Annotated in this window: 20 protein-coding genes; 13 read left to right on the top strand and 7 right to left on the bottom strand. The window is 64.4% G+C overall.

Features of this window, described 5'->3' with window-relative positions; genetic code table 11:
• Nucleotides 1-19 precede the first annotated feature (19 nt).
• The 4 genes from ISP25_RS20685 to typA all read right to left on the bottom strand — a co-directional run bounded on the left by ISP25_RS20685 (nt 20) and on the right by typA (nt 8,104).
• Nucleotides 20-3,133, bottom strand: a complete 3,114-nt coding sequence (locus ISP25_RS20685) for an efflux RND transporter permease subunit (RefSeq protein ID WP_404616251.1) — start codon at nt 3,131-3,133, stop codon at nt 20-22.
• Nucleotides 3,126-4,256 carry an efflux RND transporter periplasmic adaptor subunit gene (locus ISP25_RS20690; RefSeq protein ID WP_404616252.1) on the bottom strand — a complete coding sequence of 377 codons (1,131 nt, stop codon included), beginning with the start codon at nt 4,254-4,256 and terminating at the stop codon, nt 3,126-3,128. Before ISP25_RS20690 ends, ISP25_RS20685 begins: the two co-directional genes overlap by 8 nt.
• A gap of 1,065 nt (nt 4,257-5,321) precedes the next feature.
• Entirely contained in the window at nt 5,322-6,092 is a 771-nt protein-coding gene (locus tag ISP25_RS20695) for a TIGR00266 family protein (protein ID WP_404616253.1), read from the bottom strand.
• Between the two features lie 167 nt (nt 6,093-6,259).
• Nucleotides 6,260-8,104: a translational GTPase TypA gene (typA, locus tag ISP25_RS20700; protein ID WP_192160508.1), complete on the bottom strand. Its 1,845-nt coding sequence runs from the start codon at nt 8,102-8,104 to the stop codon at nt 6,260-6,262.
• 168 nt (nt 8,105-8,272) lie between these two features.
• Here typA and ISP25_RS20705 point away from each other — a divergent pair, with 168 nt between their 5' ends.
• Nucleotides 8,273-8,782 (top strand): peptidylprolyl isomerase, encoded by a 510-nt coding sequence (locus tag ISP25_RS20705; protein WP_192160509.1) that lies wholly within the window; start codon nt 8,273-8,275, stop codon nt 8,780-8,782.
• Between the two features lie 102 nt (nt 8,783-8,884).
• Complete coding sequence (locus ISP25_RS20710; RefSeq protein WP_192160510.1) at nt 8,885-9,316, top strand: YidB family protein; 432 nt, start codon at nt 8,885-8,887, stop codon at nt 9,314-9,316.
• 183 nt (nt 9,317-9,499) lie between these two features.
• Here the strand turns inward: ISP25_RS20710 and ISP25_RS20715 are convergent, their stop codons facing one another.
• The gene (locus ISP25_RS20715; protein WP_192160511.1) at nt 9,500-9,754 is read right to left on the bottom strand and encodes a GlsB/YeaQ/YmgE family stress response membrane protein; all 255 of its coding nucleotides are present in this window, start codon (nt 9,752-9,754) and stop codon (nt 9,500-9,502) included.
• A gap of 218 nt (nt 9,755-9,972) precedes the next feature.
• Here ISP25_RS20715 and ISP25_RS20720 point away from each other — a divergent pair, with 218 nt between their 5' ends.
• The 4 genes from ISP25_RS20720 to prpE all read left to right on the top strand — a co-directional run bounded on the left by ISP25_RS20720 (nt 9,973) and on the right by prpE (nt 14,990).
• Nucleotides 9,973-11,172, top strand: a complete 1,200-nt coding sequence (locus ISP25_RS20720) for a pyridoxal phosphate-dependent aminotransferase (protein ID WP_404616254.1) — start codon at nt 9,973-9,975, stop codon at nt 11,170-11,172.
• 107 nt (nt 11,173-11,279) lie between these two features.
• Nucleotides 11,280-12,266 (top strand): malate dehydrogenase, encoded by a 987-nt coding sequence (locus ISP25_RS20725; RefSeq protein WP_404616255.1) that lies wholly within the window; start codon nt 11,280-11,282, stop codon nt 12,264-12,266.
• Nucleotides 12,267-12,297: 31 nt separating this feature from the next.
• Nucleotides 12,298-12,888, top strand: coding sequence for a hypothetical protein (locus ISP25_RS20730; protein WP_404616256.1), 591 nt, complete (start codon nt 12,298-12,300; stop codon nt 12,886-12,888).
• Between the two features lie 206 nt (nt 12,889-13,094).
• Complete coding sequence (prpE, locus tag ISP25_RS20735; protein WP_404616257.1) at nt 13,095-14,990, top strand: propionate--CoA ligase; 1,896 nt, start codon at nt 13,095-13,097, stop codon at nt 14,988-14,990.
• A 240-nt stretch (nt 14,991-15,230) separates the two neighbouring features.
• On the opposite strand, the gene ahpF is transcribed toward prpE, so the two are convergent.
• Both ahpF and ahpC read right to left on the bottom strand, forming a co-directional pair.
• Entirely contained in the window at nt 15,231-16,817 is a 1,587-nt protein-coding gene (ahpF, locus tag ISP25_RS20740; RefSeq protein ID WP_404616258.1) for an alkyl hydroperoxide reductase subunit F, read from the bottom strand.
• Nucleotides 16,818-17,008: 191 nt separating this feature from the next.
• Nucleotides 17,009-17,572, bottom strand: coding sequence for an alkyl hydroperoxide reductase subunit C (gene ahpC / locus ISP25_RS20745; protein WP_404616259.1), 564 nt, complete (start codon nt 17,570-17,572; stop codon nt 17,009-17,011).
• A gap of 189 nt (nt 17,573-17,761) precedes the next feature.
• Between ahpC and prpB the strand changes: the two genes are divergently transcribed.
• The 7 genes from prpB (at nt 17,762) to ISP25_RS20780 (ending at nt 24,855) form a co-directional block, all read left to right on the top strand.
• Entirely contained in the window at nt 17,762-18,646 is an 885-nt protein-coding gene (prpB, locus tag ISP25_RS20750) for a methylisocitrate lyase (protein WP_404616260.1), read from the top strand.
• Nucleotides 18,647-18,784: 138 nt separating this feature from the next.
• Nucleotides 18,785-19,930: a bifunctional 2-methylcitrate synthase/citrate synthase gene (gene prpC / locus ISP25_RS20755; RefSeq protein ID WP_404616261.1), complete on the top strand. Its 1,146-nt coding sequence runs from the start codon at nt 18,785-18,787 to the stop codon at nt 19,928-19,930.
• Nucleotides 19,931-20,360: 430 nt separating this feature from the next.
• Nucleotides 20,361-21,329, top strand: a complete 969-nt coding sequence (locus ISP25_RS20760) for a hypothetical protein (RefSeq protein WP_192160529.1) — start codon at nt 20,361-20,363, stop codon at nt 21,327-21,329.
• A gap of 123 nt (nt 21,330-21,452) precedes the next feature.
• Nucleotides 21,453-21,839, top strand: a complete 387-nt coding sequence (locus tag ISP25_RS20765; RefSeq protein WP_225578555.1) for a hypothetical protein — start codon at nt 21,453-21,455, stop codon at nt 21,837-21,839.
• Nucleotides 21,836-22,525, top strand: a complete 690-nt coding sequence (locus ISP25_RS20770) for a C39 family peptidase (RefSeq protein WP_404616262.1) — start codon at nt 21,836-21,838, stop codon at nt 22,523-22,525. Before ISP25_RS20765 ends, ISP25_RS20770 begins: the two co-directional genes overlap by 4 nt.
• Before the next feature lie 43 nt (nt 22,526-22,568).
• A complete protein-coding gene (locus ISP25_RS20775; protein ID WP_404616263.1) occupies nt 22,569-23,405 on the top strand; it encodes a RodZ family helix-turn-helix domain-containing protein in 837 nt (278 codons plus the stop codon).
• A 70-nt stretch (nt 23,406-23,475) separates the two neighbouring features.
• Nucleotides 23,476-24,855 (top strand): acetate kinase, encoded by a 1,380-nt coding sequence (locus tag ISP25_RS20780; RefSeq protein ID WP_404616264.1) that lies wholly within the window; start codon nt 23,476-23,478, stop codon nt 24,853-24,855.
• The last annotated feature ends 41 nt before the right edge of the window (nt 24,856-24,896 follow it).

A 24,896-nucleotide genomic window follows, 5' to 3' on the forward strand; every position in this document is an offset into this window, starting at 1 on the left:
TGATCTAGCCCCTCATGAGTCAGTGGACGATGCCTTGCGCGGGAACCGGGCTGGGGGTGCGCGGCGGATGCCGGCGTTCAACCCGGCTTTCCATCGCGAAGTACAGCGCGGGCAGCAGGTACAGGGTGAGCAGGGTGGCGATCGCAAGGCCGCCCACCACCACGGTGGCGAGGCCGCGCTGCACGTCGGTGCCGATGCCGGTGGCGAGTGCCGCGGGCAGCATGCCCATGGTGGCCACGGTGGCGGTCATCAGCACCGGGCGGAAGCGCTCCGAGGCGCCTTCCACCACGGCCTGCGCCAGCGCGGTGCCCTGCGTGCGCAGGCGGTTGATGTTGGCCACCATGATGATGCCGTTCTGCACCGCCACGCCGAACAGCGCGATGAAGCCCACCGCAGTGGCGATGTTCAAGGTCTCTCCGCGCAGGTGCAACGCGATCAGGCCGCCCAGCGTCGCCAGCGGCACCACGCCGAGGACCAGCAGCGCCTGGCGCAGCTTGCCGAATTCGCCGAACAGCAGCACGGCCATCAGCGCCATCACCATGCCGAGCACCACGATCAGCCGCGCCTGTGCACGTTCGGCCTCCTGGAAGGTGCCGGCCCATTCGAGCCGGTACGCCAGCGGGTCGTAATGCACCTTCTGCGCGATCAGCGCCTGTGCCTGCGATACCAGCTTGGACAGCGCGAGCCGGTCGTTGTCGACGGTGATCGACAGCTCGCGCTTGCCGCTCTCGTGGGCGATGGTGCCTTCGCCGGTCTTATAGGCGATGTGTGCCACCAGCGACAGCGGAATCTGCCCGCCGCTGGCCGTGGTGAGCGGCAGTCTGCCGATGGCTTCCGCATTGTTCGCCACCGTATCAGAGACGCGTGCGGTGACGTTGTAGATGCGGTCGGCCACGTACACCTGCGTGATCGGTGCGCCGCCGATGGCGGTCTGGATCAGGTTGCTGATGTCGGACACATTGACGCCGTAGCGCGCGGCGGCATCGCGGTCCGCCGCGATCACCAGTTGCGGGATCGGCGGGTCCTGGAAGATCGACGCCTCGGTACCGGGAATGGACTTCAGCGTATCCACGATCTGGCCGCCGAGCTGGCGCATCTGCTTGAAGTCGTCGCCGTACACGTACAGCACCAGTGCGCTGTGCGCACCGCTGACCATGTCGTCCTCGCCGTCGCTGATCGGCTGGCTGACGCCGACGGTCATGCCGGGCAGTTCGTGCGCCAGTTTCGCCTGGAACTTCTCCACAAAGGCAGCCTTGCTCTCGCCACCGGGCCAGCTGTCGTAGGGCTTGAGCCCCACCGCCACTTCGATGTGCGAGGGCGTCCACGGATCGGTGCCGGTGTCGTTGCGGCCCATCTGGGTGACCACGTAGGACGCCTCGGGGAAGCTGCGCACCACGCGGCGCAGGTCGCCGGCCATCGCGCTGGCCTTGTCCATCGACAGGCCGCTGGGCATCTGCACCTGCAGCCACAGCGAACCCTCGTCCAGCGTGGGCAGGAAGGCGCGGCCCAGCGTGGCACCCAGCACGATCACCGCCAGCAGCGCCACGCCCGCGGCGATGTAGGCGACGCGCAGGTGCTGCAGCAGTCGGCCAAGGCTGGACTTGAAGCCGGCATGCAGCCGCTCCAGCGGCTTGTTGTGGAACGGCTTGCGCGGCTTGCGCAGGGCGAGCCACGCCAGGCTGGGGATCAGCGTGATCGTGCACAGCAAGGCGGCCAGCAGCGCGTAGCCCACGGTGAATGCCATCGGCCGGAACAGCTTGCCTTCCGCATGCTCGAAGGCGAACAGCGGCAGGTAGGCGGTAACGATGATCAGCGTGGCGAAGAAGATCGGCTTGCCCACCTGTGCGGTGGCGGCCATCACGTCGGCGCTGGCCAGCTCCTCGTCCGGCTTGGCTTCGCGGCGCAGCAGGATCGCCTCGGTCACCACGATGGCGCCGTCCACGATCACGCCGAAGTCGATCGCGCCGATGGAAAACAGGTTCACGCTCATGCCGGTGAGGTGCATCAGGATGAACACTGTCACCAGCGACAGCGGGATCACCGTGGCCGTGACCAGCGCCGCGCGCGGGCTGCCGAGGAACAGGATCAGCACCAGGCATACCAGGCCTACGCCTTCCATCACGGTGTGGAACACCTTGTCGGTGGTGGCGTGCACCAGGTCGTCGCGGTCGAGGTAGGGCACGATCTTCACGCCTTTCAGCGCGAGCTGCTTGTTGAGCTCGCCGACCTTGGCGTGCAGGTCCACCAGCACCTCGGACGGGTTCTGGTACTTCAGCAGGTCGACGATGCCCTCGACGGTGTCGGGGTTGCTGTCCTTGCCGAGGATGCCTTCGCGCACCTGGTGGCCGTAGCGCAGCTGGCCGAGGTCGCGCACCTTCACCGGCTGGCCGTTCGACTGGCTGACCAGGATGTCGCCCATGTCCTTCAGCGAGTGCACCATGCCGATGCCGCGCACGATGTAGCTCTGCTCGCCGCGCGTGATGCGTCCGCCGCCGGCGTTGGCGGTGTTGGCGGTGATCGCCTGCATCACCTGGCTCACGCTCACGCCGTAGCGCAGCAGGCTGGCCGGGTCGAGCACCAGCTGGAATTCCTTGGTGTAGCCGCCGAAGTTGTCCACGTTGGCCACGCCGGGCACGCTTTCCAGCGCAGGGATCACCACCCAGTCGTTGAGCTCGGACAACTGCATCAGGTTCTGCGTGTCCGATTCCAGCGTGTAGCGGTAGATCTCGCCGGCCGGTCCGGAAACGGGGTCGAGGCTGGGCGTGATGCCGGTCGGCAGCTGTGCCTGCCCGATGCGTTCGGTCACGCGCTGGCGCTCCCAGTAATCCTCGCTGCCGTCCTTGAACACCAGGGTGATCAGCGACAGGCCGAAGGTGCTGCTGGAGCGCATGTGCACCAGCCCCGGCGTGCCGGCCAGCGCACGTTCCAGCGGCGTGGTGATCTGCTGCTCGATCTCCTCGGCGGCGAGGCCGGGCACCTGCGTGGTGACCTGTGCGGTGACGGCACTGAGTTCGGGATAGGCCTCGATGGAAAGCTGCGTCCACGAGTACCAGCCGAAGATCGCGACGAGGATGGCGACCACGAAGCACAACGAGCGCTTGTGGAAGCAGAATTCGATAATGCGGTTAATCATTGAGGAGCACTCCGCCGGCGACGACCACGCGGTCGCCAGCCTTGAGGCCCTTCAGCACGCGGGCGCCATCGTTCTCGTCGTAGCTCAGTTCCACCGCGCGGCGCTCGAACGTCCACGGCGCCACTTCCACGAACACGGTGGTGCTATCGTTGTTCATCAGCAGTGCGGACTCCGGCACAAACACCTGCGCCGGTTGCGCCGCGGCGAGGCTGGCGGTGGCGTACATGCCGGGCTTCAGCGCGTGGTCGGCGTTGTCGATCGCGATGCGCACCGGGTCGCGGCGGCTGGCAGGATCGAGCACGGCACCCACGGAATACACGGTGCCGTGGAATACGCGGCCCGGATACGCCGGCACGCTGGCCGTGGCGGGCTGGCCCTGTTTCACCAGACCCAGCGCATCTTCCGGCACCTCGGCGGTGATCCACAGCTTGTCGATGTTGGCGATGGTCATCATCGATGCGGTGGCATCGTTGACGAAGGCGCCGGGGGCGATGGACAGCACGGTGATCGTGCCGTCGATTGGGGCGCGCACCTGCATCGGGCGCGATGCACCCTTGGCGTCGGCGTTGCCGCCCAGTGCGTCGAGGCGTGTCTGCGCGCGCCGGTATTCCGCCTCGGCCTGCACGTAGCCGCTCTGCGCGGCTTCCAGATCCTTCACCGCTGCGCCGCCGGCCTGCTGCACGCCGTGCGCACGGTCCAGCGCTTTCTTCGCGAGGTTCAGGGCGTCGCGCGCCTTGTCCACGTCGGCGTAGGCCTGCGCGAGATCGCCGGAGTCGATCACCGCCAGCAGTTGGCCGCGTTGCACGTGATCGCCTAGGTTCACGTCCAGCGAGACCACGCGGCCGGTGAGCGCGGGCAGCACGTTGGCCATGTGCGCGGGGTCGGCTTCGACGTTGGCGGGGAAGGCGAGTTCGTGCGGCGCCTGGTGCATGTCCACCGGCGCGATCTTCAGGCGCTTGCGCAATGGCGAATCGGCGGGTACTTCGAGTTGCTGGCCGTGGACGACGAAGGCGGGCGCCGCTTCCTGCGCCGATTCGTCGTGCGAGCAACCGCCAAGCAGGCAGGCGAGGGTGAAAGCGAGTGTGCAGGCGGCAGCGCGCGGACGGGAGAACGTGTTGAACATGACTGGCATCCGATGCAGCCCGGTCGGGCGAGGGCGGATGCAAGCAGGCATCAGCCCTGCATCGCGCCGGACGCTTCGATCCGGTGTGGTGTGGAATCGTTTGAGACGGAACCGCTCTGAACGGAACCGTTTTGAACCGCGCCGGCATGGGGCGCAGAGGGAGGTCTACTGTCGTCAGGCATGGTGGCCTCCATGATCCATCACGAAGCAGGCCGGAGCTTGAGCGTTCGTGTGCGATCCCCAAATACCCCGCGTTGTCATCGAGTGGCCGTCAGGTGGTGGCGCGTGGCGCAGCGCCTGCCTGGCTGGCAGGTGAAGCCACGCGCTGCCGCGTGGTGGCCACTCGATGGCAACCCTTCGGGCCAGGTCTGTTTGCCCGCATGCCTGCGTCATCACTCGGTCGTGGACGGACGACCACTCCTTCGCTCTTCCTTGGCCTGCGCGCAAACAGCTTCCCGGCGTGGGGTGCTTGGGGATCGCACACGGACTCTGAAGTGCCCGCATGTCGAAACGATGACAGGCGCGCTCAAACACCCGGCGCGGATGCGTCGGGCACGATGTTCTTGAAGTGAAGCGGTGAAACATGGGCTCGCCTCTGCATGCGCACGCGGCGCACGGCGGCGGCCCGTCTCTCAGTCGAGAAAGACGAAAGCCGACCGCAGGCGGTCGCGTACGCTCATCGGGTTGTTGAACGCCAGCGTCCGCAAATGCTTGCGGTTGCCGGCGCGTCGACTGGGATAACTGTCCATTTCTCGCTGGGAGTGGCCAAAGGAGCCATCAGTCGGACTGAGGGCGGGCGCACTGTAGTTGCGGGCTGCAGGGCTGTCAACGCATCTGGACGGCTGGGTTTGCGGGTTCAGCCAGACTGCGCAAGGCGCTTTGCACAGCAGCAGGCTTACGCGCCTGAATCACTGCTGATGCGAAGCGGTCGAGTCGGGACCATGACGCATGAAGGCCGCCTCGCGGCGGCCTTCGATCGAGGCGACAGAACGGCGTGGCGTGATCGTCGCGTCGCTATTTCGTGCGGTCTTCCGCGGCAAAGCCCTGCGTGCCCTCGGTGCAGCCCTAGTTGTTGTCGCCGCCCAGCATCGAACCGATGACTCCGCCAAGCAGGCCGGCACCGATGCCGGTCGATGCCGCGCGATTGCCTTCGCCCGGCATGTATTCGGCGATCTGGTGGGCGAGGCGCGAAATAGGCAGGGTCTGCAGCCATATCGTGCCGGGGCCGGTGAGCGCTGCCAGGAAGATGCCGTCGCCGCCGAAGATGGCATTGCGGATGCCGGGCACGGTGGTGATCTGGAAGTTCACCGAGGCCTGGAAGGCGCCGACGTGTCCGGGATGCACGCGCAGCGTTTCGCCGGGGGCCAGGTCCTTCTGGATGAGTTCGCCGGACAGTTCCAGCCAGGCCGTACCGGTACCGCTGATCCGCTGCAGCAGCAGGCCGGAGCCACCGAAGATGCCCGCCCCCAGCGACTGCTGGAAACCAACGCCGATGCTGACCTGCGACGTGGCGCAGAGGAAGCCATGGCGATGCACCATGTATTCGCTGTTCGGCGCCACCGGCACGGGCACGATATGGCCGGGCACCTTGGTGGCGAACGCCACCACGCCAGGGGATTGCACGGCGCGGTAGTCCGTCATGAACAGGCTGCCGCCACCAGCCACGCGCTTGAACATGCCGAGCAGGCCACCGCCGCCGCCCATCTGGGTGTGCGTGGTCATCTGCACCGAGGCGCTCATCCACGATAACTCGCCGCTTTCGGCAAACACGCTTTCGCCGGGATCGAGCTGCACTTCGAGCACCGGCATGGTGGTGCCCTGGATATGTGTCTGCATGGCGGGTTCTCCTGGTGAGGATGGGGTAGGCGGACTTGTCCACGACGAGCAGATGCCGGCGTGCGATCCGCTGAAGATACGCTTTCGAAAAGCAGGTCGTAAGCCCTCCCATCATGCAAAAGGCCGCCTTGCGGCAGCCTTTTGCATCAGCATGTTGACCAACTCGCTCAGCCGCGCGAAGCCCGCTTGCGATCGTTCTCGGTGAGGTGCTTCTTGCGCATGCGGATTTCCTTCGGCGTGACTTCGACCAGTTCGTCGTCGTCGATGAAGTCCAGCGCCTGCTCCAGCGAGAACTTGGTCGCCGGGGTCAGCTGGATCGCATCGTCCTTGCCGGAAGCGCGCATATTGGTCAGCGGCTTGGGCTTGATCGCATTGACGGTGAGGTCGTTGTCCTTGGCGTGGATGCCGACCAGCTGGCCTTCATAGACCGAGTCGCCTTCCGCCGCGAACAGCTTGCCGCGTTCCTGCAGCGGCCCCAGCGAGTAGGCGGGAGTGGTGCCGGCGGCGTTGGCGATCATCACGCCGTTGAGGCGCTTGGCGATCGCGACCGGCGTGTACGGGCCGTAATGGTCGAACACGTGGAACAGCAGGCCGGAGCCCTGGGTGAGGGTCTTGAACTGGTTCTGGAAGCCGATCAGGCCGCGCGCCGGGATCAGGTACTCAAGGCGCACGCGGCCCTTGCCGTCCGACACCATGTTCTTCAGGTCGCCCTTGCGGATGCCCAGGCGCTCCATCACGCCACCCTGGTGCTGCTCTTCGATGTCGACCACCAACTGCTCGATCGGCTCCATCTTCTGGCCGTCGATCTCCTTGATGATCACTTCCGGACGCGACACGGCCAGCTCGTAGCCTTCGCGGCGCATGTTTTCAATCAGCACCGAGAGATGCAGCTCGCCACGGCCCGAGACCAGGAACTTGTCGGCGTCGGAACCGTCTTCCACGCGCAATGCCACGTTGTGGACCTTCTCGCGATCCAGGCGCTCACGCAGCTGGCGGCTGGTGAGGAACTTGCCGCCCGACAGATCCTTGTTGCCGACGAACGGCGAGTTGTTGACCTGGAAGGTCATGCTGATCATCGGCTCGTCGACGCTCAGCGCCGGCAGCGCTTCGGGCACGTCCAGCGAGGTGACGGTGTCGGAAATGGTCAGCTCGGGGATGCCCGAGATGGCAACGATGTCGCCGGCTTCGGCGGAATCCTGCTCGATGCGCTCGAGACCAAGGAAACCCAGCACCTGGCCGATCTTGCCCTGGCGCTTCTTGCCATGGCGATCGATCACGGCGACCGGCATGCCCTTCTTCAGGGTGCCGCGCTGGATGCGGCCGATGCCGATGACGCCGACGAAGTTGTTGTGGTCCAGCTGGCTGATGCGCATCTGGAACGGACCTTCCGGATCGACGTCCGGCTTGGGCGCGTGCTGCATGATCGCTTCGTACAGCGGGGTCATGTCGCCTTCGCGGGCGTTCTCGTCCAGTGAGGCGTAACCGTTCAGCGCCGACGCGTAGACGATCGGGAATTCCATCTGCTCGTCGTTGGCGCCGAGCTTCTCGAACAGATCCCACACCTGTTCGACCACCCACTCCGGACGGGCGCCAGGACGGTCGACCTTGTTGACGACGACGATCGGCCTGAAGCCCATCGCGAACGCCTTCTGCGTCACGAAGCGCGTCTGCGGCATCGGGCCGTCCATCGCATCGACCAGGATCAGCACCGTGTCCACCATCGACAGCACGCGCTCCACCTCGCCGCCGAAGTCGGCGTGTCCGGGGGTGTCGACGATGTTGATGCGGTTCTTGGTGCCGGTCTTCTTGTTTTCCCAGGTGATGGCGGTGTTCTTCGCCAGGATGGTGATACCGCGCTCCTTTTCCTGGTCGTTGCTGTCCATCACGCGTTCGGCCAGCACGGTGCGCTCGTTGAGCGTGCCGGACTGCTTGAGCAGCTGGTCGACGAGAGTGGTCTTGCCATGGTCGACGTGGGCGACGATGGCGATGTTGCGCAGGTTTTCGATGGACATGGGCGGGGCTCGGGCGACGCGGGGTCGTCACGCAGGTTTCGGTAAGGGGAACTGGCGGATTATACGCGCTTGGGCCGCATTCCGCTCGCGCTTCCGACCTGCGCTATTCTTCGCGACCCACGTGCCGCGCGGCGGCACATCGATTCCGAAACCCAGCCGAGGAACGCCATGGCCATCCAAGTCACCCTGCACACCAACCGCGGCCCGATCCGCCTGAACCTGCACGACGACAAGGCGCCGCTGACCGTGGCGAACTTCGTGAACCTGGCAAAGCGCGGCTACTACGACGGCCTGTCGTTCCACCGCGTGATCGCCGACTTCATGGTCCAGGGCGGTTGCCCGGAGGGCAGCGGCCGCGGCGGCCCGGGCTACCGTTTCGAGGATGAGTTCCACCCCTCGCTGCGCCACGACAAGCCGGGAGTGCTGTCCATGGCCAACGCCGGCCCGCGCACCAATGGCAGCCAGTTCTTCATCACCCATGGCCCCACGCCGTGGCTCGACGGCAAGCACAGCGTATTCGGTGAAGTGGTGGATGCGAACGACCAGCAGGTGGTCGATGCGATCCGCCAGAACGACACCATCGAAAAGGTCACGGTGGAAGGCGACGTGGACACGCTGCTCGCTGCCAAGGCCGACCGTGTGCAGGAATGGAACGAGACGCTGGACGCGCGCGGCTGATCCCCACGCGCGGGCCCCCGCCGGGTGCCCGCGTTCTTGCTCCACGCCGGCACGGCGTCTTTGTCCGGCTCCTCATCAAACCTCAACGAAAGGAGATCAGCGGTGTCCCTACTCGACAATTTGAGCAGCTTGCTTGGCGGTGGTCAGGGTGAGGCAGGCGGTGCATCGTCGCTGGTCAACGTGGCCGGCCAGTTGATCCAGCAGGCCGGTGGCGTGCAGGGTCTGGCCAACACCTTGCAGCAGCATGGTCTTGGCGAAGCAGTGCAGTCGTGGATCGGCAACGGCGCGAACCAGCCGGTGTCGGCCGAGCAGCTGGGGCAGGCGCTGCAGAACGGTGGCCTGGGCTCGGTGGTGCAGGACGCGGCCGGCAAGCTGGGCGTGGACCCGGGCCAGTTGATCGGCCAGCTGGCGCAGGTGTTGCCGCATGCGGTGGACCACGTCACTCCCGACGGCCAGGCCCCGGCAGGCGGCGGCTTCGATCTCTCAGCGCTGGGCGGCCTGGCCGAGCGGCTGCTCGCGGCACACGGTGGGTGATCTTTGCGATCGTCCCTGATCGCATGGATCACACGGGCGGCCATCCGTGGCGATGTTGCTTTTGCGATCATCCCTGATTGCGTGGATCACACGGGCGGCCATCCATGGCCGCACTCCTCATAAAAGGATGGAAATGAAAAAGCGCGGCAGGGCAGCCTGCCGCGCTTTTCCTTTGTGGCGTGCTCAGACGCTGACGAAGCGCAGCAGGTAGACCAGGATGCACGCGCCGACGATCGACATGAGGAACCCGGCGGTGTGGAACTTCGAGCCAGGCTCCGGCTTGCTGAACAGCGTGGCAATGAAGCCGCCGATGAGCGAGCCCACGATGCCCACCACGGTGGTCATGATGAACCCGTAGTGCTCGGCACCGGGCACGATCCAGCGTGCGATCACGCCAACGATGAAGCCGACGATGATGGACCATATGATATGGAACATGCGCATTACCCCTCAGGCAGTCTGAATCTTCGAGTGGAAAGGCCGGATGCTGTCCACCGCCGGTTGGTCTGGCGGCGCCGGCATCATGCCAGCAGGATCAGACGAGGGCGATAGGACGAATTCCTGCCGCAAGCGATTGATGCGGCGCCGCATGCTAAAATCGCAGGGTTCGCTGCATCGAAATCCGACGATCCCCTCCCCACGATCCAGAGGAAGCCATGCCCCAGCTTGCCAAGCGTGTCGGCCGCGCCAAACCCAGCGCGATCATGGTCATCGCCACCAAGGCGAAGCAGCTCAAGGCCGCCGGCCGCGACATCATCAGCTTCTCCATCGGCGTGCCGAACTTCCTGCCCGGCGAACACGTGTATGCCGCCGCGCGCGAGGCGCTCAAGCACGACAGCGGCCAGTACGGCAGCAACCGCGGCGCGGATGCGCTGCTGGATGCCTTCCTCAGGCACATCGAAGCCCTGGGTTTCAGCGGATACAGTCATGCCAACCTTTCGGTGGGCATCGGCGCCAAGCAGGTGCTGTACAACCTGGCCGAGGCGATGCTGGACGAGGGCGACGAAATCGCCTTCGCCGCGCCGTACTGGACCACCTACCACGACATCGCCGACATCGTGGGCGCGAAGGTCAACGTGCTGCATTGCGGCCCGGCGCAGAACTACAAGCTCACGCCGTCGCAGCTTGACGCCGCGCTGGCGCGCAAGCCCAAGGTGTTCCTGTTCAACAACCCGTCCAACCCCACGGGCATGGTCTATACGCGCGAGGAAATCGCCGCGCTGGCCGACGTGCTGGCGAAGCATCCCGATACGTGGATCATCACGGACGACATCTACAACACGATGGTGTTCGACGGCATCGGCTACCACAACTTCGTGTTCGCGAAGCCGGAGCTGAAGGACCGCCTGGTCTTTGTCGATTCCGTTTCCAAGACCTATGGCATGCCGGGCTGGCGCGTGGGCCTGATCGCCGGCCCCGAAAGCGTGGCCAAGGCCATCACCACGCTCAATTCCAACCACATCACCAGCGTGCCGGAAGTGATCACCGCCGCCGCCGTGGCCGCGCTCAGCGGTCCGCAGGATATCCCGCACGAGAAGTGCGTCGAGTTCGCCAGGCGGCGCGACATCGTGATGGACGGGCTCAACGCGATCCCGGGCGTCAGCTGCCCGCGACCGCAGGGCGCGTTCTACGCGTTCCCGGATATTTCCGTGGCATTCGGCAAGAGCCATTCCGGCACGAAGATCACCAACGACGTGGAATTCTGCGCCGCGCTGCTGGACGCCAAGGGCGTGGCCTGCGTGCCGGGTTCGGCCTTCGGCGAACCGCGCGCGCTGCGCATTTCCTACACCTGTCCGTTCGAGCAGCTGCAACCCGGCATCGAACGCATCCAGGAGTTCTTCGCCGAACTCGCCTGACCAAACCCTGTGGAAGCGCGCCATTTGCGCGACCAGCCGTGAGCTACCGCGCATGGGGCGCTTCCGCGAAAGATGTACTGCAAGTCCCACCTGAGGAGTCATCGTCCATGAAAGCCCCCGTTCGAGTTGCCGTTACCGGCGCCGCTGGCCAGATCGGCTACGCCTTGCTGTTCCGTATTGCCGCCGGCGACATGCTGGGCCCCGACCAGCCGGTGATCCTGCACCTGCTGGAAATCACCCCGGCGCTGCCCGCATTGCAGGGCGTGGTGATGGAACTCAACGACTGCGCGTTCCCGACCCTGGCCGGCGTCGTCGCCACCGATGACGTCAACGTGGCCTTCAAGGACGTCGACTACGCGCTGCTGGTCGGCGCCCGTCCGCGCGGCCCGGGCATGGAGCGCAAGGACCTGCTGGAAGCCAACGGCGCGATCTTCGCTCCGCAGGGCAAGGCGCTGAACGATCACGCCAAGCGCGACGTGAAGGTGCTGGTGGTGGGCAATCCGGCCAACACCAATGCGCTGATCGCCCAGCAGAACGCCCCGAGCCTGGATCCGAAGTGCTTCACCGCGATGGTGCGCCTGGACCACAACCGCGCCATGAGCCAGCTGGCCGAGAAGACCGGCAAGCACAACACCGACGTCAAGAAGATGACGATCTGGGGCAACCACAGCTCCACCCAGTACCCGGACCTGCACCACGCCACCGTGGACGGCAAGCCGGCGCTGTCGCTGGTCGACCAGGCCTGGTACGAAAGCGACTTCATCCCCACCGTGCAGCAGCGCGGCGCGGCCATCATCAAGGCGCGCGGTGCCTCGTCGGCGGCTTCCGCCGCCTCCGCCGCGATCGACCACATGCGCACCTGGGCGCTGGGCACGGCCGAGGGCGACTGGGTGTCGATGGGCATCCCGTCCGACGGCTCCTACGGCATCGAGCCCGGCGTGATCTTCGGCTACCCGGTAACGGTGAAGGACGGCAAGTACGCCATCGTGCAGGGGCTGGCGATCAACGCGTTCTCGCAGGCGCGCATCGACGCCACCAACAAGGAACTGCGCGAGGAGCGCGCGGGCGTGGAACATCTGTTCGCGAAGAAGTGAGTGACCTACGCACATCGGGACCGCGATGTGCGTGTTTACCAAGCTGCTCCCCTCAAGGGGAGCAGCTTTCTTTTTGCTCATGGGGCTTGGATTGGCGGTGGCAGACGAAGCGCCACGCAGTTTCGATCCCATCCGCATGTTTCTTGGCCCTGAGTTGCATCGTCAGATGCAGCAACCCGAAGTCCTGGCGTCGGATGGCAGAGGGGAGCATTACAGGATGTTCCTGCTACCGAATCTTCAAAAGAGTGAATTGACCACGCCGGATGTCCTGCCGGACGGCTCCGGCGATGTCCATTACCGCGTCAGTCCGTGTAGTCCAGAGCTGTCGTGTGGTGGTGTTGCCTTGGACCAGCACATTCATGTCACCCGAATTCAGGTAGATGCATTCCGCCAGGAACTTGCCGTTATCGGCTTCTGGCATCGGCTGCGTGTCATCCATGACGACGTCGCTGACGGTGCGGAAATACTCGTCGATGGTGTGAGATCCGGGGAGCGTGTCCAGTTCATGCGTAGCAGTATTTGCCCTGGCCGTGGCAAGTCGATGAGCACCTATGAAGAGGTGATGCATGCGTTCGGTCGGCTACGGGGCATTTCTCCGAAGCCGACGTGCATTTATCTATAGCAGACGGTTTTGTCTGTGACGTGCAGCGCGTTGGTCTTTCGTATGCGCGCATTGCTGACGTGAGTTAATAGAGCGTCATTGGACGAGGCTATGGCGTCTGCGTCAATGGTTCGACGATGCCAGCGCCGGGACACCTGCGACCATGGTCGCGATGTCGTAGTGACCTTGCCGGTCTAGGCTTGAGTGAAGCAGGCTTGGGAGGGGACATGAATTACGAGTCGTTCTACCGGCAATCGGTCGAGCAACCGGAATTGTTCTGGGCCGAGCAGGCGCGGCGCATCCACTGGGAGGTTCCGCCGCAGCGGATCCTTGATCATTCCAACCCGCCGTTCCGCCGCTGGTTCGTGGGCGGCACCACCAACCTCTGCTACAACGCGGTGGACCGGCATCTTGCCGAGCGCGCCGACCAACTGGCGCTGGTAGCCGTATCCGGCGAGACAGGCATCACGCACGAGTACAGCTATCGCGAGCTGCATCGCGAGGTGAATGTTTTTGCAGCGACACTGCAAGCGCTGAATGTGCGGCGTGGCGACCGCGTGGTGATCTATCTGCCGAACATCGCCGAGGCGGTATTCGCGATGCTGGCCTGCGCACGCATCGGCGCGATCCATTCGGTGGTATTTGGTGGCTTCGCGGCGCACAACCTCGCATTGCGCATCGACGATGCGCAGCCGAAGCTGCTGGTCTGCGCCGATGCCGGCATGCGCGCGGGCAAGATGATTCCCTACAAGCCGCTGGTGGACGCCGCGCTGAACGAGGCCTCGGCGCCACCGCCCAGCGTGCTGGTGGTAGATCGTGGGCTCGATACACAGATGAACCTGACGCCAGGTCGCGATGTGGATTACGCCGAACTGCGTGTGCGGCACGAGGGTGCAGAGGTGCCGGTGGCATGGCTGGAATCGAACGAGCCGAGCTACCTGCTCTACACCTCGGGCACTACCGGCAAGCCCAAGGGTGTGCAGCGCGATACAGGTGGCTATGCGGTGGCGATGGCGATGTCGATCCGCTGCATTTTCGACATCGCGCCGGGGCAGGTGATGTTCTCGACCTCCGATGTGGGTTGGGCGGTGGGGCATTCCTACAACGTCTACGGCCCGCTGATCGGCGGCGCCACGTCGCTGCTCTATGAAGGCCTGCCTACCCGGCCCGACCCTGGCGTGTGGTGGGGGCTGTGCGAAAAATATGGCGTGCGCAGCATGTTCTCCTCGCCCACCGCGATCCGGGTGCTGAAGAAACAGGATGCGGGCTGGCTGCAATCGCACGATCTGTCGACGCTGAAGTGGCTGTTCCTCGCCGGCGAGCCGCTGGACGAACCCACCTCGCAATGGATCAACGCCGAACTTGGTGTGCCGGTGATCGACAACTACTGGCAGACCGAAACCGGCTGGCCGGCGATCACCCTGATGCCGGGCCTGGACCTAAAGCCCACGAAGCCGGGTTCGCCCGGCCTGCCTGCGCCCGGATACCGCATGAAGGTGGTCGATGAGAACAGCGGCAGGGAAGTACCGGCAGGCAGCAAGGGCGTATTGGTGCTCGAACCGCCGCTGCCACCGGGCTGCCTCAGCACCGTCTGGCGTGACGACGATCGCTATGTGCACAGCTACTTCAGCCATTTCCGCGAGTTGCTGTACAGCTCGCTGGATTGGGCGATCCGTGATGCGGACGGCTACACCTTCATCCTCGGTCGCACCGATGACGTGATCAACGTGGCGGGACACCGGCTGGGTACGCGCGAGATCGAGGAGTCCGTCGCTGGCCACCCCGCCGTGGCCGAGACGGCGGTGATCGGCGTACGCGACGAATTGAAAGGCCAGGTGCCGGTAGTGTTCGCCACGTTGAAGCAGGAGACAGGTGCGAGCGTCGCCGAAGTGGCGCGCGGCATGCAGCAGCGCGTGGTGGACCAGCTCGGCAGCGTGGCGAAGCCGGCGCGGGTGTACGTGGTCAATGCGCTGCCCAAGACGCGCTCAGGCAAACTGTTGCGGCGTTCGCTGCAGGCACTGGCCGAACAGCGCGACCCGGGCGATCTCTCCACGCTGGACGATCCGGCGGCACTGGAGGAAATCCGCAAGGCGCTGGAGCGCGGGCCGGACCAGGGAAGTTGAGGCGGTACCGTTCAGATAATCGTTGGTGTACATGAGGGAATCCCTCTCCCTTCGGGAGAGGGTGCCGACCTGCAGGCGCTGAAGCGCCTGCGCAACGTCGACGCTGGCCCCGCAGGGGAGGGCGTCAAGGATGGCGCGAATCTAGGCGGGTGAGGGGGCGGGCGGAGCACAACGCTTTGCTCTGCCCAAACCCGCACCCCAACTCATCTCCCGTAGGGAGAGGGGCTCAATCAAGAGCCGTCAGGCTGCAGCAGTCTCAGCCGCCGGTGCCGACGAGCGGATCAGGTGGTCGAATGCACCCAGCGCGGCGGTGGAGCCCGTCCCCATCGCGATCACGATCTGCTTGTACGGCACCGTGGTGGCGTCGCCGGCGGCGAACACGCCGGGCAGCGAGGTCTGGCCGCGCGCGTCGATCACGATCTCGCCGCGAGGGCTGAGTTCCAGCGTGTCCTTCAGCCATTCCGTGTTCGGCAGCAGGCCAATCTGCACGAAGATGCCTTCCAGCGAAAGGCTGTGCATGCTGCCGTCGCTGCGGTCCTTGTAGACCAGACCGCTGACTCTCTGACCGTCGCCCAGCACTTCGGTGCTTTGCGCGCTGACGATCACGTCCACGTTCGGCAGGCTGCGCAACTTGCGCTGCAACACCTCGTCGGCGCGCAGCTTGCCGTCGAACTCGACCAGGGTGACGTGGGCCACGATGCCGGCCAGGTCGATGGCTGCCTCCACGCCGGAGTTGCCGCCGCCGATCACCGCCACGCGCTTGCCCTTGAACAGCGGGCCGTCGCAGTGCGGGCAGTAGGCCACGCCCTTGTTGCGGTATTCGTTCTCGCCGGGCACGCCCATCTGCCGCCAGCGCGCGCCGGTGGAGAGCACCACCGATTTCGCCTTCAAGCTGGCGCCGTTTTCCAGAGCGATCTCGATCAGGCCACTGGCCGATTCGTTGGCCGGCACGAGCCTGCTCGCGCGCTGCAGATTCATGATGTCGACGTCGTAGTTGCGGACGTGCTGTTCGAGGGCGGCGCCCAGTTTGGGGCCTTCGGTGTAGTCGACCGAGATGAAGTTCTCGATGGCCATGGTGTCCAGCACCTGGCCGCCGAAACGCTCGGCGGCGATGCCGGTGCGTATGCCCTTGCGCGCGGCATAGATCGCCGCCGCTGCGCCGGCCGGGCCGCCGCCGACCACCAGTACGTCGAAGGCATCCTTGGTCTTGATCGTTTCGGCAGCGCGCGCGGCGGCGCCGGTATCCAGCCTGGCCACGATCTGTTCCAGGCTCATGCGGCCCTGGTCGAACACTTCGCCGTTCAAATACACGGTGGGCACCGACATGATCTGACGACGATCCACTTCGTCCTGGTACAGCGCACCGTCGATGGCGACGTGCTTGATGTTGGGATTCAGCACGCTCATCAGGTTGAGCGCCTGCACGACGTCGGGACAGTTCTGGCAGGAGAGCGAGAAGTAGGTTTCGAAGCGGAACTCGCCTTCCAGATTCTGCACCTGCGCGATGGTTTCCTCGGCGGCCTTGGACGGATGACCACCCACCTGCAGAAGTGCCAGCACCAGCGAGGTGAATTCGTGGCCCAACGGGATGCCGGCGAAGCGCACGCCGATGTCGGTACCCAGGCGATTGATTGCGAACGAGGGCTTGCGCGGCTCGCTGTCGTCGCGACGCAGGGCGATCTTGTCGCTCATCGCGGCGATCTCCGCCAGCAGCTCGTCCAGCTCGCGCGACTTCGCGCCTTCGTCCAGCGCCGCGACCAGTTCGATCGGGTGGGTGAGCCTCTCCAGGTAGCCCTTCAGCTGGGCCTTGATGGCTTCGTCGAGCATGGCGAACACTCCTGCGTGGATGCGGGAAATCGAATCGGAAAGGAACGCTTGTGAAAGCGGCCTGCGTCAGCGGGGAGGGGACGGCAGGCGGGGAGCGATGCCGGGCGCAAGCCGCTGGCACAAGCATCCTGGGGAGGGTGGAACCGGGCGGCCTGCGCCCGGTTCCGGTACGGCGTGTGGCGGTATCGCGATCAGATCTTGCCGACCAGGTCCAACGAGGGGGCCAGGGTCTTTTCGCCTTCCTTCCACTTGGCCGGGCATACCTCGCCCGGGTGGCTGGCGACGTACTGCGCAGCCTTCACCTTGCGCAGCAGTTCCTTGGCGTCGCGGCCGATGCCGCCGGCGGTGATCTCTACGATCTGGATCTTGCCGTCCGGATCGACCACGAAGGTGCCGCGATCAGCCAGGCCGGCTTCCTCGATCAGCACCTCGAAGTTGCGGCTGATCACGTGGGTGGGATCGCCAACCATGGTGTAACCGATCTTCTTCACGGCGTCGGAGGTGTCGTGCCATGCCTTGTGCGAGAAGTGCGTATCGGTCGAGACGCTGTAGATCTCCACGCCCAGCTTCTGGAACTCGGCGTAGTTGTCGGCGAGATCTTCCAGCTCGGTCGGGCAGACAAAGGTGAAGTCGGCAGGGTAGAAGAACACCACGGACCACTTGCCCTTGAGGCTCGCGTCGCTCACTTCGATGAACTTGCCGGCCTTGAGCGCCTGCGCCTTGAACGGCTTCACTTCGGTATTGATCAAAGACATTTCGTGGTCTCCGTTGCGGGTGGTTGAGTGAGTCGATGGGATCCATTCTAGGCTGCTGATACGATTCGTCCAATTGATTGTTGGCATGGACATCATCGTTCGTGACTATGGCTGGCAGGCGGATCGCTGTGCTGCAGCAAGAGCTGCAGGGGAGGCGTGGGCTAAAATGAGCGTTTTGACGGAGGCCATATGACTCAATCAGCCACCGCAGGCGCCCGCTTCCGCGCCGCGCTCGCCGCCGACTCCCCGCTGCAGGTCATGGGCGCCATCACCGCCTATGCCGGCCTGATGGCCAAGCGTGTCGGCTACAAGGCGTTGTACCTCTCCGGTGGCGGCGTGGCCGCCAACTCGCTGGGCATGCCCGACCTCGGCATCTCCACCATGGAAGACGTGCTTACCGACGCGCGCCGCATCGTGGACGCCACCGGATTGCCGTTGCTGGTGGACATCGACACCGGCTGGGGGGGCGCCTTCAACATCGCGCGCACCGTCCGCAACTTCGAGCGCATCGGCGTGGCCGCAGTGCATATGGAGGATCAGGTTGGCCAGAAGCGTTGTGGCCATCGTCCCGGCAAGGAAGTGGTATCGAAGGGCGAGATGGTCGATCGCGTGAAGGCTGCGGTGGATGCGAAGACCGATGCGGGTTTCGTGCTGATGGCACGTACGGACGCCGCGGCAGTGGAGGGCATCGATGCCGCCATCGACCGCGCCTGCGCCTACGTCGAGGCTGGCGCCGACATGATCTTTCCCGAAGCGATGAAGACGCTGGACGATTACCGGAAGTTCAAGGCCGCGGTAAAGGTGCCCATCCTCGCCAACCTTACCGAGTTCGGCTCCACGCCGTTCTTCACCACCGCGGAACTCAAAGATGCCAACGTGGACATCGCGCTGTACTGCTGCGGCGCCTACCGCGCCATGAACAAGGCCGCGCTGAATTTCTACGAGACGGTGCGCCGCGAGGGCACCCAGAAGAACATCATCGACACCTTGCAGACGCGCGAGGAGTTGTACGACTTCCTGGGCTACCACACCTACGAAGACAAGCTCGACGCGCTGTTCGCCCAGAAGGGCTGACGCCAACCATGTAGGAGCGCACCCTGTGCGCGACTGTCTTTTGCCTTGATCGAAGCGTGAGGCAATCGCGCACAGGGTGCGCTTCTACAGAAATTTCGTTTCACCGTTCGAATTTCCCTGCATCACAGGAGACACCCGATGAGCGAGCAAGTCCTTCCCAAGGCCAAGAAGTCCGTGGCGCTGTCCGGCGTGGCCGCCGGCAATACCGCGCTGTGCACGGTGGGCCGCAGCGGCAACGACCTGCACTACCGCGGCTACGACATCCACGACCTGGCCACCAAGGGCTGCTTCGAGGAAGTGGCCTATCTGCTGGTGCACGGCGTGCTGCCGAACTGGACGGAGCTGCAGAACTACAGGGCCAAGCTCAAGCGCCTGCGCGGCCTGCCGGCGCCGGTGAAGGCCGCACTGGAACTGTTGCCCGCCGCCACCCATCCGATGGACGTGATGCGCACCGGCTGCTCGGCACTGGGCACGGTGCTGCCCGAGAAGGACGACCACAACGTCACCGGCGCGCGCGACATCGCCGATCGCCTGATGGCCAGCTTCGGCTCCATGCTGCTGTACTGGTACCACTTCAGCCACAACGGCAAGCGGGTAGAGACCCAGACCGACGACGAGACGATCGCCGCGCACTTCCTGCACGTGCTGCACGGCAAGGCGCCCAGCGAACTGCATGCGAACGCGCTGGACAAGTCGCTGGTGCTTTACGCGGAGCATGAATTCAACGCCAGCACCTTCACCGCCCGCGTGATCGCAGGTACCGGTTCGGACATGTATTCCGCCATCACCGGCGCCATCGGCGCGCTGCGCGGCCCCAAGCACGGCGGCGCCAACGAAGTGGCGATGGAGATCATCGCGCGCTATCGCAACGCCAGCGATGCGGAGGCCGACATCCGCGCCCGCGTCGAGCGCAAGGAAATCGTGATCGGCTTCGGCCATCCGGTGTATACGGTGTCCGATCCACGCAACGTGATCATCAAGGAAATCTCGCGCAAGCTCTGCACCGAAGGCGGCAATCCGACCTTGTTCGACGTGTCCGAGCGCATCGAGAAGGTGATGTGGGAAATCAAGAAGATGTTCCCCAACCTCGACTGGTACTCGGCCAGCGCCTACCACATGATGGGCGTGCCCACGGCGATGTTCACGCCGTTGTTCGTGATCGCACGCACCTCCGGCTGGAGTGCACACGTGATCGAGCAACGCGAGGACGGCAAGATCATCCGCCCCAGCGCCAATTACACCGGCCCGGAAGACCTGGCCTACACGCCAATCGACAAGCGCTGATGCGCCGGTAGACCAACGCAAATAATAAGGAAAGGGGCCGCAAGGCCCCTTTCCTTTGGGAGATGCGAAAGCCGGCCTTTAGCGGGTGTTTCGCAGCCGTGGTGGTTGTAACAGCAACGATACAGTCTTGAATGATTGATCGATTTTCGTGTAACTAATTGATATTTAATTGCAATTAGCCTGTGATGGCCGACTCGAATCGGGGGCGGCCGAGAAAGGTGTATCAGAAATGCATCACCCGGAATCCTTTACGCACCCATTATGCGGGGGCGAGGCGTAAAGCCTTTCTCCAATTGATTGATTGATAGGGCTTTGTTTTCGGACTGCTGGGTGCCTGGCGGCTGGCATGCAGTTTGCCAGTCATGAAAGCTTGCTGAACAAGCAATGCAAAAAAGCAGGGGGTCAATTCGGCATTCCGGGAGAAATCCATATGCGCAAGACACTTCTTTTCACGGCACTGGCGCTTGGCTTGGGACTAGCCCTCCCGGCCATGGCTAACAACAATTCCAACCAGCACAACAACAACTCGTCGAACGAGCACAACAACAGCTCGGTCAATCATTCGGGCAATACCAACACCAACTCGAGCACCAACACCAAGACCGTCACCAAGAACCTGAGCCTGAGCGATGTCCAAAGTTCCGGTTTCGGAACGGCGGCGGCGGACAACGGTGGAATGGCCAGCGCTTCGGTCAGCGATGCATTCAACAAGAGCATCGCGGTTGCCAACACCGATCTTGAAGGAGCCGTGAGCAACGTCAAGGTATTCGGTATCGGCAACAGCGCCGATAACCTCGGCAACGCGAATGGTGCACGTGGCGGCAATGGTGGCAGCGGCAGTGGCGGTCGTGGCGGCAATGCCAACGGCGGATCGGGCGGCGACGGTGGGAATTCCTCCGCGCACAGCGGCTTCGCAGGCGGCTCAGGCTCGAGCAGCGGCGATTCCGCAGCCGGTAGTGGTGCGTTCGGCGCCAACGGCTGGGGCGCTGGCGGCAATGCCACGGCCAATGCCGACAATCACGCCGGGACAGACGGTGCCAAAGGCGGTGCCGGTAGTGCGGATGGCGGCAGCAACAAGGCCGGCGCGGCGACTTCGACCAGCGGCGACAGCTCGTCGATGGGCGGCTCCAGCGGCTACGCCGCGAGTGCTGGCGGCCACGGTGGCGCCGGTGGCGCCGGTGGCATGAGCACGGGCGGCAACGGCAGTGGCGGTGCGGCCGGCAATGGTGGCAATGGCGGTACGGCTGCCGCGGATGCTGGCTCCTTCGACATGGCCAACAGCATGAACAACGCCGCAGAGGGCGCGGCGGGAATCACGACGATCGCCCAGAACAGCGGTGCGGCGTCGTTGATCCAGCAAGGCGTGACTGTCCAGGCCAACCTGAGCGTAGGTCACTGAGCGACGATCACCCGACACGATGGGGCGCGCATCGCTCCATCGTGTCGCTGGTGTTGGCCGATCGCCGTGGGCGATCGGCACTTGCGTCGTTTTCGACGCGCAGAGCGCTTGAGGAGCGGTGTCATGCCTTTGATGAGAGCTTCGCTTGGAGCGTTGCTGCTGGGGCTTGCGGGAACGCCCGCGTGGACGGTGGCTGCGACCGCGCCGAATCACGCCGGCCAGCAACCGCAAACAGCCGCGACGTCGCCTCCCGTCTATGTCGGCGGATTGGGGCAGGCAGTGAGTGCCGAGACGCTGGATCGCTACAGCGGCGGTACCAGCGTTCGCAACAACCAGAACCTCAGCGGCACGGTGTCGAACAACAGCGCGACGAAGGTGAACACCGGATCGAATGTGATCAGCGCCAATTCGTTCAGCGGCGCAACGGGTTTGCCGACGGTCATCCAGAACACTGGCAACAACGTGCTGATCCAGAACGGCGTCATCGTCAACGTGCAGTTCAAGCCATGAAGAGGTGGCTGCCAGTGCTGGCGATCCTGGCTGCCGTGGCGAATCCCGTCAGCCTGCAGGCCGCATCGGCACTGATCAACAACGGTCCGCAACAGGCCGTTGTGCTGCATCTGACCACGCTGAAGGAAGCCAAATTCAGGAACACCATCCGGCAGAAATACGATTTCAGCTGCGGCTCCGCGGCCGTGGCGACCTTGCTGACCTATCAGTACGGCTATCCGGTCAGTGAGCAGACCGCCTTCGAGCAGATGTACGTACATGGCGACCGCGCCAAGATCAACAAGGAAGGGTTCTCGCTGCTGGACATCAAGCGTTTTCTGGCAGCCAACGGTTTCCAGGCCGACGGCTTCCACGCGTCGCTGGAAAAGCTGCAGGAGGAGCACCTCCCGGCAATCGTGCTGATCGAAGAGAAGAAGTACCACCACTTCGTGGTGATCAAGGGGCTGGCCTACGGACGCGTGCTGATCGGCGATCCCGCCTTGGGCACGCGCACGATTCCACGCGATCGCTTCGACCAGCTGTGGAAGAACAAATTGCTGTTCGTCATCTACAACCGGCGCGATTTCGCCCAGTTCAACACGGTCGACGATTGGAAGGCCGCACCGTACGCGCCGCTGACGGCAGGCGTCGATCGACGCCCGCTGTACTACCTCACCATGCCCAAGTTCGGGCCTGGCCAGTATTGAGGTGATCGAAATGAAAAAGCTCTTGCGCGCAATACGCATCACATTGCCGCTGTGCCTGTTCGGTGGCACAGGGATCGTGCATGCGATGACAGGGACGGCGATCGCGGATCCGGATGCCAGGGCGTCGCTTCCGGCCGACGCGAATGCGAGCCAGAGCGTGGCACCTGCCGACCGGCGGGAGGGCGGCTCCGACTTCGGCGCGCCGGTGGACGACGCGGGGCTCGACTCGGTACGCGGTGGTTTCGATCTAGGCAACGACCTGCAGGCGTCACTCGGTATCGAACAGGTCACCTACATCAACGGCAAGCTGGTGACCTCCACCGACATCAATATCCCGGACATCGCCCAGATCACCCAGCAGCAGGCAGTGGCCTTGGCAACCGCGCTCAGCAACCTCAATTTGGTGGTCCAGAACGGGCCGGGCAACAGTGCCGATTCGTCCGCGGCGGTGCGCGACGATGTCGCGACGATGCTGGGCCAGGGTGCATCAGGCAGCTCGCCGGCTTCGACGGGACAGGGTGCTGTTGCAACGGGACAGGGGGCTGTTGCGACCACCTCGGTTCAAGGTGCATCGGGTGCCACCACCCCGGCTCAAGGTGCATCGGGTAACACGAACACTCCGGTTTCGGTGACGCAGGCGTCTTCGGTGCCGCTGGCCAGCATATCGTCAACGAACGCGGGCGCATCGAATGGCGTGGCGACAGTCTCCCTGCCTGGATTGAACGGCGGCCTGGCGACGGTCATCCAGAATTCGTTGAACAACCAGTCCATCCGCACGCTCACCACGCTCAACATTTCGCTGAATACCTTGCAGATCCTGCGCAACATGAATCTGCAGAGCACCCTGCAGTCGGCACAGATGCTGTCGCTCGGGCATTGAGCGCCCGCTCAGATGCCAACTCCTGCGGTGGGCGCCAATCTCCTACATCTCGGTTTCGCAAGGAGCTGACATGGATCGCAAAAGGTCGCGGTGGGTGTGTTCGGCGGGTTGTGCCGGATTCCTTTTCCTCGGCGGCTGGGCTGGGGCGCAAGAGGCGCCGGCACCAGCCGCTCCGGCATCCGGCGACGCATCGGCATCTTCCGCGGCGATACGCAAGCAGTTGCAGGAGCAGGACGAACGCATCAATGCGCTGCGCCAGCAGATCGATGCGCAGTTGGTGCAACTGGGGGCGATGCGCAAGGAGCTCGCGCAGCAGCAGTCCGATTACCGAGCCTTGCGTCATGCAGTAGGCGTGCAGGAGCTGGAGCAGCAGCGTGGCGGCAACCTGGGTGCCTCTGGCACCAGTGCATCGACCGAGCCGATGCCGGCGCCTGATGCCATGCAGTCGGTCGCTGCCGCACAGCAGCCGGTCGGGGTGGCGCCGCCGAAGGACGCCCGTCCGCCGGAAGTCGCGCCGATCTCCAATCAGCCGGGCGTGCTGACTCCCAAGGGCAAGCTTGTCATCGAGCCCTCCTACCAGTTTGGCTATTCCTCCGCCAGCCAGGTCGATCTGGTCGGTTACACCGTCATTCCAGCCATCCTGATCGGTCTCATCGACGTACGTACCGTGCGGACCACCACCCAGACGACCACGCTCACCGCACGCTATGGCATCACCAATCGCCTCGAGCTGGAATTGCGCGTGCCTTACGTGTGGACGGGCAGCAACATCGTCAGTCGTGAGATCTTCACAGGGACGGCGACCAACAACGTGCTGAGTTCGAGTGGCAGCGGTCTGGGCGATATCGAGGCCACCGCGCGCTACCAGTTCAACGACGGCGGCGCGGACAAGCCGTATTTCATCGGGTGGTTTCGCTTCAAGTCGCGCACCGGCACGGATCCGTTCGACGTGACCACAGACTGCGTGACGCGTTGCGTGGAGAACGTCACCGGTACCGGACTTCCGCTGCAACTGCCCACCGGTTCCGGCTTCTATTCCGCACAGCCCGGCATGACCTGGCTGCTGCCCTCCGACCCGGTGGTGTTCTTCGGCAACCTGAGCTACCTGTACAACTTCGAGCGGCACGGCGTGTGGGAAGACCTGGTGCTAGGCAGGCAATACCTGGGCACTGTGAGAGTCGGCAATGTCGGCGACGCGAGCCTTGGCATGGGTTTCGCCCTGAACGACAAGGCCACGCTCAGCATCGGTTACGACCAGAGCATCATCGGTGTCACCAAGGAGATGGGCCAGACGGTGCCCGGCTCGACCAAGGTCTGGCTGGGGCAGTTGCTGATCGGCGGCGCTTATCGACTGAGTCCGACCCGCACGGTCAACTTCACGCTGGCCGCTGGCGTCACCCACGACACGCCCGACGTGCTGGTGACGGTGCGTGTGCCGATGACATTCTGATGTATGACCCGAAGTCACCCGACCCGCCATGACCGTCTGTG

It is taken from the genome of Rhodanobacter hydrolyticus (assembly GCF_044904645.1).